Source organism: Saccharospirillum salsuginis (assembly GCF_014651855.1).
Classification (GTDB): domain Bacteria; phylum Pseudomonadota; class Gammaproteobacteria; order Pseudomonadales; family Natronospirillaceae; genus Saccharospirillum; species Saccharospirillum salsuginis.
This window is the reverse complement of sequence record NZ_BMXR01000002.1, coordinates 234,921-250,917: the sequence shown is the minus strand read 5'-3', so window position 1 is coordinate 250,917 and position 15,997 is coordinate 234,921. Positions and strand designations below refer to the sequence as shown.

The following is a 15,997-nucleotide window of genomic DNA, read 5'->3' as shown; positions in this document are numbered from 1 at the left end:
AAACACAGATGAAATTTCTGATGAAGCCCTTACTGACGACTACCCTCGCGGCCCTGACCGCAACGTTTGCCTCGGCCGAGGTCAAGTGGGACATGCCTACGCCTTACGCCGACGGTACCCACCACACCCAGAACATTCGCCAGTTCGCGGAGGACGTCTCCGACGCAACGGACGGTGAGATGAACATCGTGGTGCACTCCGGTGCCTCACTGTTCAAACACCCGGAAATTCACCGGGCTGTCCGTACCGGACAGGCACCGATCGGCGAAGTATTCATGGGCTTGTTGGGCAACGACGATCCCCTCTACAAAGTCGACAACATCCCCTTCCTGGTCACCAGCTTCGACGGCGCCAAAAAGCTCTGGGACGTCACCCGTCCGGAGGTGGAAAAGAGCCTGGAAGAACAAGGCCTGATGCTGCTGTACGCTGTTCCCTGGCCGCCGCAGGGTTTTTACACGAAAGAACAGATCACCAGCATCAATGACTTCCTGGGCATGAAGATGCGTGCTTACAGCGCCTCCACCTCGCGCATGGCCGAGTTGTTGGGCGCCATTCCCACCACGGTCCAGACACCGGAAATCCCGCAGGCATTCAGCACCGGCATCGTGGAAGCCATGGCAACCTCACCGACCACCGGTGTGTCCAGTCAGGCCTGGGACTACACCGACTTCTACCTCGATGCCCGCGCCTGGATTCCGAAAAATATGGTGTTCGTCAACGCCCGAGCCTTTAAACGCCTGCCGGACGAAATGCAACAAGCGGTATTGGAAGCCGCCGAGGCCGCCGAAGCTCGTGGCTGGGAAATGGCCGTCAGCGAAACCGAAGAGAAAACCGCTTTGCTGGCTGAAAACGGTATGACCGTCTACAGCCCGGATCAATCACTGGCCCGCGCCCTGAACGAAGTCGGCGACGACATGGCCCGCGAGTGGTTCGAGGAAATGGGTTACGACAGCAGTAACCAAATCCTGGAGGCTATCGGTCGATAGTTACCGAACTTTATGTGCCAGTGGTACGGTTTCTAGCCTGAGTCCTATCCGTGTTCCGTGCCAGGGTCCGTGTCCGCTGATGGGTAGACCCATTCAGGGTCGTCGTGAATACATCCATGTAGACTTGGCCGCAGCATCCCTGCTGCGGACATCCCTGAATGGGTCTACCCACCATCGGCCACTCGGTGCATTGCCAATAGCACCATCCACCTTGGAGAGCTTGGCGCAATAGTGAGTGTCCGGTACCGGGTTTCCCCTCGGCGGGACGTCGGTCCGCAGGGATGCGGACCGCCGAGCTTACATGGACGTACTTGCAGCGACCCGACGAGGGGATACCCGGTACCGGATACGGGCCATTGGCACCGTAGCTGACCCGGATAGGCTCTACCCTTGGCACGATACAAGCCACTTTCCCAGGAGACCACCCAACATGCTCCAACGACTGCTCCACACACTATACGCAGCCGGTATGGTGATCGCCGCCACCAGTCTGAGTTTGATTTGCCTGCTTATCGTCGCGCAAATCGTCGGCCGCTGGTTCGGTGTCATCATTCCGTCCGCCGAGGATTTTACCGGGTATCTTCTGGTATCCAGTCTGTTTTACGGCCTTGCTTACAGCTTTCGCAACAACAGCCATATTCGCGTCATCCTGCTGTTGGATCAGGTCAAACAGCACCGATTGAAAGCCGAATTTTTCAGCTTGACGGTGTTGCTGGCATTGACCGCTTATTTCACCTACGCCTTCGCGATTTTTACGCTGGAAACCTACGACTTCGAAGAAGTCAGCACCGGTATGGTGGCGGTTCCGCTGTGGATACCGCAGACCTCCATGGTGTTCGGCATGGGCCTGTTCTGTCTGGCCGTGTTCGAAGATTGGATCGTTTGCCTGCGTCGCACCAAACCCAGTTATCTCGTCGCCGAAGAACACGGCGCGCACAGTTCCGAATAGAGGCCGACTCATGGATCCCGTTGTTATTTCCATCATACTGGTCGTCCTGCTGTTCGGTCTGCTCGCGACCGGCCTCTGGGTCGCCGCCACCCTGTTTGTCGTCGCGCTTGCGGCTCTGGTGCTGAACGATCAGTTCGCGATCAGTATGATCGCGGCCACCACTACCTGGGGCGGTACTTCGTCCTGGACATTGGCCGCACTGCCCTTGTTTATCTGGATGGGTGAAATCCTGTTTCGCACCCGGTTGTCCGAGGACTTGTTCAAGGGCCTGGCGCCCTGGTTGAACCACATTCCAGGTGGCCTTCTGCATGTGAATATTTTCGGTTGCGGTATATTCGCAGCGGTATCCGGTTCGTCGGCGGCGACGACGGCGACGGTGGGCAAGATCAGTCTGAAGGAGCTGGAAAAGCGCAAATATCACGAGTCGATGGCGATCGGGACGCTGGCGGGTTCCGGCACCCTGGGGTTATTGATTCCGCCTTCGATCATTCTGATTGTCTATGGCGTTTCAGCCGAAGTATCCATCTCCCGCTTGTTCATGGCCGGCGCCTTGCCCGGTTTGATGCTAGTCGGTTTGTTCGTGTCCTACGTGGTGGCCTGGTCACTGCTCAACAAATCGAAGGCGGCTCCGCTCGATGCGCAGCTCAGTTTCTTGGAGAAGGTAAAGCAGTCGCGCCGGCTGCTGTCCATCGCGTTGCTGATCATGTTTGTCATCGGTTCGATTTATATGGGCTGGGCAACGGCGACCGAGGCGGCAACTCTGGGGGTCGTGGGCTCTCTGGGCCTGGCGCGACTGACCGGCAGTCTGAATTGGGACATGTTCCGTTCAAGTCTGGTCGGTGCCACCTGCATGTCCTGCATGATTTTGTTGATCCTCGCCGCGGCGCATTTATTGACGGTGGCCATGGGCTTTGTCCGCATTCCGGCCATGCTGGCGGAATTCGTCGCCAGCCTGGATCTGTCCGTCGCCCTGCTTCTGGTCGCGTTGACATTTCTGTTCATACTTCTCGGTTGCTTTCTCGACGGCATTTCAGTGGTCGTACTCACCACGTCTGTGATCCTGCCGTTGGTCGAAGCGGCCAACATCGACCTGATCTGGTTCGGCATCTACCTGGTGCTGGTCGTCGAGATGTCGCAAATCACGCCCCCGGTGGGTTTCAACCTGTTCGTGATCCAGTCACTGACCGGGAAGGATATCTTCAAAGTCGCACGCTACGCCTTACCGTTTTTCCTGTTGCTGATCGTCGCCGTTGCGCTGATCACCGTGTTCCCGGGCATCGCCTTATGGCTGCCCGACGTCCTCAACAAATAATCGTACGGATCATTACCCGCTCGTTATGACAAGTTCCGGAGAACGCCTCATGAATACCAACCGTCACTCGATGAAACCCTGGTCGTTTTGGGTGGACCGCGGCGGCACCTTCACCGATATCGTCGCCCGCAACCCCCAGGGTGAGCTGGTCAGCCACAAGCTGCTGTCCGACAACCCGGCCCAGTACAAAGACGCCGTCATCGAGGGCATTCGTCAACTGATGCAGGTCCCCAGGGGATCCCGTATTCCGGTTGAACAGATTGAAGAAATCAAGATGGGCACGACCGTGGCCACCAATGCCCTGCTGGAGCATAAGGGCGAGAAAACCCTGTTGGTGACCACACGCGGTTTCGCCGATGTATTGCGCATCGGCTATCAATCACGGCCGGACCTGTTCGCCATCGACATCCAGATGCCGGATATGATTTACCAGCGGGTAGTGGAACTGGATGAACGCATCGACGCTAAGGGCCAGATACTGCAACCTCTGAATGCAGACCAGGCTCGTACCCTGCTGCAAGAAGCCTACGACGACGGTTTTCGGTCCTGCGCCATTGTGCTGATGCACAGTTACCAATTTCAGGACCATGAACAAACCGTCGCCGGCCTCGCCCGTGAGATCGGGTTCGAACAGGTGACCGCGAGCGCCCAGGCCAGCCCGCTGATGAAGATCGTCAGCCGGGGGGATACGGCCGTGGTCGACGCCTACCTGTCGCCGATCCTGAAACGCTACGTCAATCAGGTAGCCGGCGAACTGGATACCTTCGTCGACGAGCCCGGCCGCTTGATGTTCATGCAATCCAACGGTGGCTTGACCGATGCGCAAATGTTCAACGGCAAGGATGCGATTCTGAGCGGTCCGGCCGGCGGCGTGGTCGGTATGGTGAAGACGGCCGAGCAAGCCGGGTTCGATCGGTTGATCGGGTTCGACATGGGCGGTACGTCGACCGACGTGTGTCACTACCAGGGCGAATACGAGCGCACCTTCGAAACAGAAGTGGCCGGCTTCCGTCTGCAAACCCCGATGATGTCCATCCATACTGTGGCCGCCGGTGGCGGCTCGGTGCTGAATTTCGACGGCAGTCGCTTCCGGGTCGGCCCCGATTCGGCCGGTGCCTTTCCGGGACCGACCTGTTACCGCAATGGCGGTCCCCTCACGGTCACCGACTGCAACGTCATGCTGGGCAAACTGCAGCCGGATTACTTTCCCAAAGTCTTCGGTCCCGACGCGGACGAACCGCTGGATGTCGAAGCGGTCCGGCAAGGGTTTTCGCGATTGGCGGGCGAGATTGAACAGCAGACCGGGCAAGCGTTCAGCCCCGAACAGGTGGCCGAAGGTTTCCTGTCCATCGCCGTCGACAACATGGCCAATGCAATCAAACACATCTCGACACAACGCGGCTATGACGTTCAAGATTATGTCCTGTGCTGTTTTGGCGGCGCCGGCGGTCAACACGCCTGCCTGGTCGCCGAAGCGCTGGGCATGAAGAAGGTCTTTCTGCATCCCTATTCGGGGGTGCTGTCGGCGTTTGGCATGGGCCTGGCCGATGTGCGCGACGTCAGCGAAACCAGTGTCGAAAAACCGCTGAGCGACGAGACCGTCGCGGAATTGGATGCGTTGAAAGGCACCCTGGCGGACGCCGGCATCGAAAAACTCAAACGCCAGCGTGTACCCGTCGAGGCCATCGAGACCATGGCCCGGGTACACATCAAATACGAAGGGTCGGATACCAGCCTGCTGGTCAATCATGGTCGACTGGACGACATCAAAACCCGCTTCGAAACCGAGCACAAACAGCGCTTCGGGTTTATCTCCAAAGACACCCGGATGATCGTCGAAGCTTTACAGGTGGAAGCCGTGGGTGGCGGTTCGGCACTGGAACACCCCCAGCAACCGGTCGAACCCGGAACGGGGTCGGAGGCGGTCACCTACCATGAGTTGACCACCAAGGGGCAACGCTACACCGCACCGTTTTATCAACGCGAACACATCCGCCCGGGCCAGCACATCCAGGGGCCGGCCGTGATCGTGGAAAAAACCAGTACCCTGGTCATCGAACCGGGCTGGGATGCGACTCTGACGACCGGCAACGACATTGTGCTCGAACAGGTGGCCTCAGCCAGAGAATCGACCCACACGTCCACCGAAGCCGACCCGATCACGCTGGAGATCTTCAACAACCTCTACATGCACATCGCCGAACAGATGGGTCTGGTGCTGCAGAACACCGCCGCCTCGGTCAACATCAAGGAACGGCTCGATTTCTCCTGCGCCATATTCGATGCGGACGGCGAACTGGTCGCCAATGCCCCGCACATGCCAGTGCACCTGGGTTCGATGAGCCACAGCATCAAAACCGTGATCGACAAGAACCGGGGGCAAATGCGCGACGGCGATGCGTTCATGCTGAACGATCCGTACAACGGCGGCACCCATCTGCCGGACATCACCTTGATCAAACCCGTGTTCAATCCGGGCGGAACCGACATCGCGTTCTACGTTGCCTCGCGCGGACACCATGCCGATGTCGGCGGCATCACACCCGGTTCGATGCCATCCAACTCCAGCCATATCGACGAGGAAGGCGTCCTGCTCGACAACGTCAAGATCGTCGATCAGGGCGTGTTCCAGGAAGCATTGATTCGGGATCTGTTCAGCACGGCCCAGTATCCTGCGCGCAATATCGACTACAACATCGCCGACCTGAGGGCTCAGATCGCCGCTTGCGAAGCCGGCATGCAGGCGCTCAATCGCGTGGTCGATCAATACGGCCTGGAAGTGGTCACGGCCTACATGCACCACGTCCAGCAGAACGCCGAGGAAAGCGTGCGGCGGGTCATCGATGTGCTGTCGGACGGCGAATTCGACTACGCCATGGACGACGGCTGGACCGTGAAGGTGAAGATCACCGTCGACAAAGCCGAGCGCTCGGCCACCATCGACTTCACCGGCACCAGCGATCAGCACCCGTCCAACTTCAATGCGCCGCTGGCCGTGACCCACGCCGCCGTGCTCTATGTCTTCCGTTGCCTGGTCAACGACAACATCCCGTTGAACGGCGGCTGCCTGCGGCCGTTGAACATCATCGTGCCCGAGGGCTGCATGCTGAACCCGCGTTATCCGGCCGCCGTGGTCGCCGGCAACGTCGAGGTGTCGCAACTGGCCGTCGATACCCTATTCGGCGCCCTGCATGTAGCCGCCGCGTCACAGGGCACGATGAACAATGTCACCTGGGGCAACGACCAGTACCAATACTACGAAACCCTATGTGGCGGCAGCGGTGCCACCCGCCATTCCGACGGCGTCAGCGCGGTACACACCCACATGACCAACTCCCGTCTGACCGACCCTGAAATCCTTGAATGGCGCTTCCCGGTTCGTCTGGAGGAGTTTCGCATTCGGCGAGGATCCGGCGGGCGCGGACACCATCAGGGCGGTGATGGCGTGGTGCGCGAGATGCGTTTCCTGGACATCATGGATGCGAGCATTCTGTCCAATCGCCGCCGGATTCCGCCTTACGGCCTCGAAGGAGGCCAGAATGGCAGCGTCGGTCGGAACAGTGTCATTCGGACCGACGGTTCGGAAGTCGTCCTGGACTCAAAAGCCAGCGTCCAGTTGAATCCGGGCGATGTTCTGGTAATTGAAACGCCGGGAGGCGGCGGGTTCGGCACGCCAAACGACTGAGCACGACACAGGCCGGTCTTCGGACCGGCTGAGTGTATGGATCAAAGCACCCACTGATGACACAACATGCCGACCATGAAACCGACCACAGCCCCCAAAGGCGGTGTCCAATGCCGATGCATGCGAGCCTGGGGAGCGATGTCCTGAAAGATGAGATAGAGAATACCGCCGGCGGCGAATACCATAATGCTGGCGGTGATGCTGGATCGGTCCTGCAGCAGGAAGTATCCCAGACTGGCGGACAGCGGGCCAAGAAAACTGATGGCGAACAGCGATATCAAAATGGCGCTCTTGCGGAAGTGGTGTCCCCGCAACTCCCGGTAGCTGTTGTAGCCTTCCGGCAGATTCTGAATACCGATCATCAGGGCCAACAACAACCCCAGTTGAGGGTTGTACCCGAATACGGCACCCAGGCTGATGGCTTCGGGCACAAAGTCCATAATCATGGCCATGAGCTGGGCGACGGATCCCTTACGACGCGCCAGTTGAATGTCGAGCACACAGAATACGCCGCCACCCAACAAGAAGACGGCCGCGAGCACCAACGGCGATAAATCCTTGATCCCTTCCGGCGTGAGCGCAAACGCAACCGACGCCACCAGAATACCGCCACCAAAGGCGATGATACCGTGGGTGATTTCCCGTTTCAGCCGGGTCTCGCGCGAGGGTTCCAACCAGGCGGCAAGCCCACCCAAAAAGGCCGTCAGGCCCGAGAGCCAGGCGGCCACTAATATCAGGACCAGTGAGCTCATGTCGTGCATGCCTATCGTCGCTGTGGACCGGTCCCGGAAATCAGACACCTTCAATGGCTTTAAAACCGGTAGCGGGCCCCGGCTTTCAACGTATCGACATCGTTGTCGGAATTCTCGAAATCTTCGGGAAGGTCGTCGTCTTCATTGACGCCCACTTTGTAACGATCGTACTCAACCGTCAACCGCAACGGATCGGAGACGGCAATCTCCGCCCCGGCACCATAGAAAAACTGATCGTCCTCGTAGGTGTTCTCGTAACTGCCCACTTCCACGTCCACATTCGAATAGAACTTGCCGAATTTGCCGTACAGATTCAGGTTTTCCATGACGGGAATGGAACCGATGGCCGAAACACCGAAGCCGTCGACTTCCGCCGATGCATTGTCGTTGCCGTAGCGGCCAAAATTTTCATAGGACCCTTCAACGCCGAGGTACTGGTTTAACATGACACCCGCGTTGGCGCCCCAGACATCGTCTTCATCTTCGAATTCACCGCCGCGAGAACGGAAAAAACCGTAACTCGCGCCGACGTAGGCATGAGGTTCGAGGTGGTCGCGCATACTGTTCCCGGATTCGGCCATGGCCGAACCGGAATAAACAATGGCGGCGGCGGAAATGGATACAACTGACAGCGTGCAAAATACTTCCCGGTTGAATGAAGTCATGGTGCATGCCTCCTTTACGGATCTTGAAAAAGGGTTGGCCGCCACGGCTGTACAAGCCCGTGTCGCGAGCCGTTTGCGTAATCGTGTAACGCAGTTCAAGCGTAATGCGGGGAGGTCGGGGTCAATAGATCGGATGGGTAGTCGGATTGTATCCGCGGTAAAGGATGCGTCACCCTCTTCGTATAGAGATTGTCTACCAACAGCGCACACCTCGATGATCCGGTCATCGGGTGCGCGCTGCACTATTCAGTGCGCCGATTCCCAGGAATCCCCGACGCCGATGTCGACGATCAGCGGGACGTCCATGCTGGCGCAATGCTGCATCCGGAAACGGATGCCCTCGGTCACCTTGTCCAGGTCGTCTTCATGGACTTCAAAGACCAGTTCGTCGTGCACCTGCATCACCATCCGGGCCCGGTAGCGGCTCTTGTGCAGCCAGTTGGCGACATCGACCATCGCCATCTTGATGATGTCCGCGGCCGTTCCCTGCATCGGCGCGTTGATCGCGGTGCGCTCGGCGGCGCGGCGCAGCATCTGCTTGCCGGCCTTGATGTCCGGCAGGTAGAGGCGACGGCCGTACAGGGTCTCGACGTAGCCGGTCTCGGCGGCTTCGGCGCGGGTCTCGTCCATGTAGCGACGCACGCCCGGGTAGCGTTCGAAGTAGGTGTCGACATAGGTCTGGGCATCGGTTCGGCTGATGCCCAGTTGCCGGGCCAGACCATAGGCGGACATGCCGTAGATCAGGCCGAAGTTGATCGCCTTGGCCGATCGGCGCTGTTCGGAGGTGACCTTGTCTTCTTCGATGCCCATCACTTCGGCGGCGGTGGCGCGGTGAATGTCTCGCCCTTCCCGGAAGGCCTTGATCAGGTTCGCGTCCTGGGACAGGTGCGTCATGATGCGCAATTCGATCTGCGAATAGTCCGCCGCGACCACCTTGTACCCTTTGGGTGCGACAAAAGCGCGCCGAATGGAGCGCCCCTCGTCGGAACGGATCGGGATGTTCTGCAGGTTGGGGTCGGTCGACGACAATCGGCCGGTCTGGGCTCCGGTCTGGTTGTAGCTGGTGTGCAGGCGACCGGTGCCGTCTTCGACGAGATCCGGCAACGGGTCGGTGTAAGTGCCCACCAACTTGCTCAGGTGTCGGTACTGCAGAATCAGTTTGGGCAGGTCGTGCCCCTGCTCGGCGAGTTCGGTCAGTACGTCCTCGTTGGTGGACGGCGCGCCGCTCGCGGTTTTGGACACCACCGGCAGACCCAGCTTGGTGAACAGCACTTCGCCGAGTTGCTTGGGGGAACCCAGGTTGAACTCGGTGCCGGCCTGTTCATGGCATTGGCTGACCAGGGCGTCCATGCGTTGCTTGAAGTCGTGACTCAACTGGCGGATGTAGGGCACGTCGAGCAGCGTGCCGTTTTCCTCAACCTCGGCCAGGACCTTGATCAGGGGTTTTTCGATGTGCTCGTAGACGCCGGTCAGCCCGCGCGAGGCGAGCCCCTGTTCCAGCCAATCGGCAAGGCGACCGGTCAGGTCGGCCCGCTCGGCGAACCAGGGGCCGATCTCGGCCGGATCGGCGCTCTGGATCGGCAATTGGCGCTTGCCGAATTTGCCGAGAAAATCCTCGATGGTTTTCGGGTCTTCTTCCAGATAATGGCGAAACAGGTTGTCCAGCGACAGGGGGCCGAAGTGATTGCTCAACCGGGTGTCGCGCCGCACCGTGCTGTCGTAGACAAAGGCCATCAGCAGGGTGTCGCGCCCCAGATGCGCGGCCTTGTGGTCACGCGGTAGCAGAATGTGCCAGAGGGCTTTAAAGTCATAGCCGCTCTTTCGCACCGCATAAGTGGCCAGCCTCGGCGCCAGCGCCTGCCAGAGTTCGTTCTCGGTCAGTGTATCGCCCTGTTCGGTGATGAGCGGGACATAGGCGCCCACGCCCGGCTCCAAAGCGAGCGCCACCCCGACCAGATCGGACTGGTGGTAGTGACCGATCTCGCGCACCGGCAGTATCGTCAGTCGGCCTGCCTTGTCGGCCCGGGCCAGGAAGGACTCCAGATCCTTGGCCGTTCTCACCACCCGGTAATCGGTGGTCTCGGGCTTCACCAGGACCGGCCGCACCTCGCCCTGCCCGCCCTGGTCCCGATCGCCGCCGGACTTCGCGGCCACAGCCTTGCCATTGCCGTTGTCCTCGCCGGTCAGTTCACGAATCCAGGTCTTGAACTCCAACTGCTGGTAGAGCCCCAGTAAAGCGTCCTGATCGGGATCGGTCGGTACCAGTTCATCGACCTTGAAGTCCAGTTCGACATCGAGCTTGATGGTCGCCAGTTCATGACTCAGGTAGGCCTGCTCGCGGTGTTCCTCGAGTTTCTTGGCCATGGTCTTGGCGCCACGAAACTCAAGGTCCTTGATCTTGTCCAGATTGGCGTAGATGTCGTCGAGCCCGCCCAGCCCCTGGATCAACGCCAGCGCGGTCTTCTGGCCGACACCCGGCACGCCGGGAATGTTGTCGACCTTGTCGCCCATCAGCGCCAGATAGTCGACCATGAGCTCCGGCGGGAAACCGTATTTTTTCTCGACGCCGCTGACATCCAGCGTCTCGTTCTTCATGGTGTCCATCAGCGTGACGTGAGGACTCACCAACTGCGCCATGTCCTTATCGCCGGTGCTGATCAGGCACTCCTGCCCGCTGTGTGTCGCCTGATTGGCCAGGGTGCCGATGACATCGTCGGCCTCGACGCCGGGAATCGACAGCAGCGGCAGCCCCATGGCCTTGACGATGGTATGGATCGGCTCGATCTGCTCGCGCAATTCGTCCGGCATCGGCGGCCGGTTGGCCTTGTACTGGTCGTAGATCTCGTTGCGAAAAGTGGGCCCCTTGGCGTCGAACACCACGGCGATGTGGCTGTCCGGGTAATCGGCCGCCAGTTTACGCAGCATGGATATCACGCCCTTGACGGCGCCGGTCTGTTGCCCGGCCGAATTGGTCAGGGGCGGCAGTGCGTGAAAGGCCCTGAACAGGTAGGAGGACCCGTCCACCAGGACGACGGGTTTGGGCTGGGTGTCTGCCATGAATCCGGTTCCTTACAAGAAATGCCGAAATCTTAACATGAGAGATGGACCACTTCTGCCCTACTCGATTCGCGACAATTCAGGTCCGCCCCATGGCTCCGGCCGAGCGCCCGGTTTATACTCCCCGTCCCATTCACCGAACACCCCTGGCATGTCTGTATTCACCGAATTATCCCGCGCCGACATCGAGTCCCTGCTGTGCCACTACGATCTGGGCGCCTACCGCGACCATCAGGGCATCAGCGCCGGGACCGAAAACACCAATTTCTTTGTCGATACCGACCAGAATCGCTTCGTTTTGACGCTGTTCGAGAAACACGCTCCGGAAGAGCTGCCCTTCTTCCTCGCGCTGGGCGAGCACCTGCACGACGACCGATGTGCCGTTCCACAGCCGTTTCGCACCCGGGACGGGGACTTCCTGATCTCGGTGAAGAACAAACCGGCGGTTCTGTTCGAATGCGTCCAGGGCCGGCATGAGCAACCGACACCCGCTCACGCCCGAATCCTGGCCGAAGCCCTGGCGGATATTCACCGCAGTACCGCCCGGTTCGACGGACGCCGACCTCACAGCCACGGCATCGACTGGATCGAGCGCACGGCGCGCGAGCTGACAGCGGGCCTCCCGGACGAAGACCGGCGCTTGCTCGACGAGGCGCTGGACTGCCTGGCCGGAATCGACCGTTCACTGCCCCGGGGTGTGATTCACGCCGACCTCTTTCACGACAATGCCCTATTCGAAGGCGACCATCTGGCCGGGATCATCGACTGGTATTTCGCAGGTCAGGATCTCTATGCGCTGGACATCGCCGTGTGCCTGATCGACTGGTGCCTGGGCGAAGACGGCGGTGTCGACCTCGACCGCTGTGCGGATTTTGTCGCGCACTACCACAGCCACCGCGCCTTGAAAGTGGCGGAAATCACCGCCATACCGGCGCTTACGGTCCAGGCCGCCACGCGTTTCTGGCTCAGCCGGGCTCTGGCCGTGCGCGACAATCCACCCCAGGACGGTGTCACCATCAAAGATCCCGATGCCATGAAAACCCTGACCCGCCAGAGCCTGGAACGGCGAACAGAATTCGGTCGGATACTGAAAAACAGCTAAGCTGATACATCCGGCCTCTTTATTTTTATCCGATCAACCCAGTCCCAAGGGGGGTCGGGCCATCTGTACAGGTTACCGATACTATGAACAAAGCTTTTACCAAACCCGCCACCGTCAACGCGTCCGTTTCCCCCAAGGGCAGCCTGGAAGTCCTGTCCCAACTGGAAGTGCAGAAGTTGAAGTCGGTCAGCGAGAATGGCCTTTACGACCTCTTTCGCAGTTGCGCGCTGGCGATTCTGAACACCGGTTCGGGCACCGACAACGCCAAGGCCATCCTGGAAACCTATCCGGATTTCCGCATCGACATCGTCCAGCAGGATCGAGGCATCCGCCTGAACCTGTTCAACGCCCCGGCCGATGCCTTCGTCGACGGGGAAATGATCGCCTCCACCCGGGAAATGCTGTTCTCGGCACTGCGCGACATCGTCTACACCGAGAGCGAACTGAAGAGCAAACGCGTCAAGCTCGACTCGGGCGAAGGGATCACCGATTACGTCTTTCATCTGCTGCGCAACGCCCGCTCCCTGGTACCCGCCCAGGAACCGCGCATGGTGGTGTGCTGGGGCGGCCACTCCATCGGTCATGAGGAGTACGAATATTCCAAGGACGTCGGGCATGAGCTGGGGCTGCGCGGCATGGACATTTGCACCGGTTGCGGCCCGGGCGTGATGAAAGGCCCGATGAAAGGCGCCACCATCGCCCATGCCAAGCAACGCGTTCGTCACGCCCGCTATCTGGGGTTGACCGAACCGGGCATCATCGCCGCCGAGGCGCCGAACCCCATCGTCAACGAACTGGTGATCCTGCCGGACATCGAGAAACGCCTGGAAGCCTTCGTGCGCGTCGGGCACGGCATCATGATCTTTCCCGGCGGCGCCGGCACGGCCGAGGAACTGCTGTACCTGCTGGGTATTCTGCTGCACCCGGAAAATGCCGACCTGCCCTTCCCGCTGATCCTGACCGGACCCAAGTCGGCCGAACCCTACTTTAACCAGTTGAACCGGTTTATCAGCGCCACCCTCGGCAGCGAGGCACAGAAACGCTATCGCATCATCGTCGGCGACCACGCCGAGGCCGCGCGCGAGATGGTCAAGGGGATTCACGAAGTGCGCGCCTTTCGCCGCGCCAAGGCGGACGCCTATCACTTCAACTGGCAGCTCCATGTCGATATGGAATACCAGAACCCGTTCGAACCGACCCACGCCAACATGGCCAAACTGGCGTTGCGCAAGGACATGCCGGTGCACTTGCTGGCCGCCAACCTGCGCCGGGCCTTCAGCGGCATTGTCGCCGGGAACGTCAAGGAACAGGGTATCCGCCTCATCGAGGAGCACGGCCCCTACGAAATCCGCGGCGAGACCGATATTCTGGGGCCGCTGGATGAACTGCTGCAGGCCTTCGTCAAACAGCACCGGATGAAGCTGCCCGGCACCGAATATGTGCCCTGTTACCGATTGAAACGGTGAATCAAGCGGCGGTCGATGACTTGGACTACACTGTGGGCAGAGAGTGAGCCTGCGGAGGATTCACCCCACCGCGACTGTTGTAACGCTCGGAACGGGGTACCCACACCATCGTGCTGCCTGCATCGATCAAGCCGTTTATCACCGTTGGTATGGCGCTGTTGCTGACGTGCGCGGTCGCTTTTCCGGTCTCGGCGGACACCGCCGTCTGGTCCGGTGAGCAGCGGCTGGATGTCGACGGCGTCATCGAGGGCTATTATTCCTTTCAGACACAGTCGGATCCCGAAGCCGACTGGCAGCCCCTGTCCGACCTCGACACCGATGGGTACCAGCCGCCGGGCCAGGTCTTGCATCTGCGTTTCAACCTGCTCAACACCACCACAAATACCGAGCGCCTCTGGCTCGCCATCGACGCCTCCTTTCTCAATCACCTGTGGCTGTCGGTCGGTGAAAGATCCTGGCTTACCGGCGAGGACCTGCCGTTCGACAGTCGCCCGATTCCGCACACCGGCTTTGTTTTCCCGGTCACGTTGGAACCGGGCGAAACCGTGCCCGTCCGGGCCTGGATTCGAAGCACCCTGCTGCACCTGCCGACCACCCTGTGGCAACCCTCGGCTTTCATGGAGCGGGCACTCAACATCAGCTATCGGGACATGCTGTATTTCGGGTTGATGATCACCCTGGTGGTTTACTGCGTACTGCTGTTTTTCGCCACCCGGGTACGCGCCTATTTGGCCTTCGCCGTGTTCGCCGCCGTCCAGGCGTTTTTCTTCATGCTGATTTTTGGCTATGGCAACCGCTACGGCTGGCCGAACCATCCGGAATGGAACGCACCCGTATCGGCGATCACCCTGTATGCCCTGGTGTTCACCCTGGGGCTGATGACGCTGACCATGCTGGGAACGGATAAACGCCCGCCTCGATTACACGCGTTAATGAAAGGCATGCTGGCGGCCCTGGTTGTCATCGGTGCCGCATTGGCGGCCTTTGCGGAACGCACCACCTTGATGGCCTTTCCGGTGCGGTGGACCCTGGTTCTGCTCGTGCTGATCGTCGCCATGCTGACGCTGGAAATCCGGGAGGGATCCCGCCGAGCCAAATGGTTCGCCCTGGCGTGGACGCCGATGTTGTTCGGCGCCTCGGCATTGGCACTGAGCGCCTTCGGTTGGGTGCCCTACGGCCAGCCCCTGATCAGCCTGTTGCTGACTGGTATGGCCGTCACCTCGATGCTGCTGTCCTTCATCATCGCGCTCAACATCCGCGACTCAGTCATCCGGCGTCAGGCGCTGGAACAGGAAACACTGCAACTGAAACAGGAACAGGCCAATCGGTTGGAGCAGGAAGTGGAGCGCCGAACCGCTCAGTTGGAGGAAAGCAACCGGCGCCTGAATCAACTGGCACTGACCGACCCGCTGACCGGTCTGCCCAATCGCCGCCAATTGGACGATTTCGGCGATGTGCACCACCGTCTGATGGTCGAGATCGGCGGGGATCTGTTTGTCGCCATTCTCGATCTGGATCATTTCAAATCGATCAACGACCGATTCGGTCACGACGCGGGCGACGAAGTGCTGACAACAATGGCCCGCACCCTGGCTGAATTCAGCGTACCTCCCCGCGCAACCAGTAATCTGCTGGCCGGCCGGCTCGGCGGCGAGGAATTCGCCCTGGTCGGTTACGAATTGTCCGAAGCCGAGTTCGCGCGGTTGCTGGAAACCATCCGGGATACCATCGAAGATCTCCGCTTCGCCCAACTACCAAGCGTACAGCTCACGGTCAGCATCGGTTGGTCGCGCGCCGAACCGGACCAGCCTTTGAGTTCGGCCTTTCGACAGGCCGACCAATGGCTGTACCAGGCCAAGACCGGCGGCCGAAACCGCGTTTGTGGCGAGGTGGTGACCGCTTGAGCGATCATCCACACCTCACCATGCCCAGTGTCCATGCGCTCGAGCCGGGTTACCGCAGATACTGCTGAACCGCCGCTAAACCGACCTCTCCGTCAACGGTTTTCACACCGTCCAACCGA

10 protein-coding genes are annotated in these 15,997 nt (G+C 60.0%); 7 read left to right on the top strand and 3 right to left on the bottom strand.

The genetic code is table 11. From position 1 onward, the window contains the following. The first annotated feature begins 8 nt into the window (after positions 1 to 8). From IE111_RS04300 to IE111_RS04285, 4 genes are all read left to right on the top strand, one after another. Positions 9 to 986: a TRAP transporter substrate-binding protein gene (locus IE111_RS04300; RefSeq protein ID WP_189607270.1), complete on the top strand. Its 978-nt coding sequence runs from the start codon at positions 9 to 11 to the stop codon at positions 984 to 986. Positions 987 to 1,416: 430 nt separating this feature from the next. Beyond that, positions 1,417 to 1,935 (top strand): TRAP transporter small permease, encoded by a 519-nt coding sequence (locus IE111_RS04295; protein ID WP_189607269.1) that lies wholly within the window; start codon positions 1,417 to 1,419, stop codon positions 1,933 to 1,935. Positions 1,936 to 1,945: 10 nt separating this feature from the next. After that, positions 1,946 to 3,247 (top strand): TRAP transporter large permease, encoded by a 1,302-nt coding sequence (locus IE111_RS04290; RefSeq protein WP_189607268.1) that lies wholly within the window; start codon positions 1,946 to 1,948, stop codon positions 3,245 to 3,247. 49 nt (positions 3,248 to 3,296) lie between these two features. Beyond that, positions 3,297 to 6,932: a hydantoinase B/oxoprolinase family protein gene (locus IE111_RS04285; RefSeq protein WP_189607267.1), complete on the top strand. Its 3,636-nt coding sequence runs from the start codon at positions 3,297 to 3,299 to the stop codon at positions 6,930 to 6,932. 41 nt (positions 6,933 to 6,973) lie between these two features. Here IE111_RS04285 and IE111_RS04280 read toward each other — a convergent pair whose 3' ends face one another. The 3 genes from IE111_RS04280 to polA all read right to left on the bottom strand — a co-directional run bounded on the left by IE111_RS04280 (position 6,974) and on the right by polA (position 11,406). After that, the gene (locus IE111_RS04280) at positions 6,974 to 7,684 is read right to left on the bottom strand and encodes a ZIP family metal transporter (protein ID WP_189607266.1); all 711 of its coding nucleotides are present in this window, start codon (positions 7,682 to 7,684) and stop codon (positions 6,974 to 6,976) included. A gap of 59 nt (positions 7,685 to 7,743) precedes the next feature. Next, positions 7,744 to 8,349, bottom strand: coding sequence for a porin family protein (locus IE111_RS04275; protein ID WP_189607265.1), 606 nt, complete (start codon positions 8,347 to 8,349; stop codon positions 7,744 to 7,746). A gap of 246 nt (positions 8,350 to 8,595) precedes the next feature. Continuing rightward, the gene (polA, locus tag IE111_RS04270; RefSeq protein ID WP_189607264.1) at positions 8,596 to 11,406 is read right to left on the bottom strand and encodes a DNA polymerase I; all 2,811 of its coding nucleotides are present in this window, start codon (positions 11,404 to 11,406) and stop codon (positions 8,596 to 8,598) included. A 151-nt stretch (positions 11,407 to 11,557) separates the two neighbouring features. On the opposite strand from polA, the gene IE111_RS04265 reads away from it, so the two are divergent. From IE111_RS04265 to IE111_RS04255, 3 genes are all read left to right on the top strand, one after another. Next, complete coding sequence (locus IE111_RS04265) at positions 11,558 to 12,508, top strand: homoserine kinase (protein ID WP_189607263.1); 951 nt, start codon at positions 11,558 to 11,560, stop codon at positions 12,506 to 12,508. A gap of 83 nt (positions 12,509 to 12,591) precedes the next feature. Further along, positions 12,592 to 13,974, top strand: a complete 1,383-nt coding sequence (ppnN, locus tag IE111_RS04260) for a nucleotide 5'-monophosphate nucleosidase PpnN (RefSeq protein ID WP_189607262.1) — start codon at positions 12,592 to 12,594, stop codon at positions 13,972 to 13,974. A gap of 110 nt (positions 13,975 to 14,084) precedes the next feature. Beyond that, a complete protein-coding gene (locus IE111_RS04255; protein WP_189607261.1) occupies positions 14,085 to 15,878 on the top strand; it encodes a sensor domain-containing diguanylate cyclase in 1,794 nt (597 codons plus the stop codon). The last annotated feature ends 119 nt before the right edge of the window (positions 15,879 to 15,997 follow it).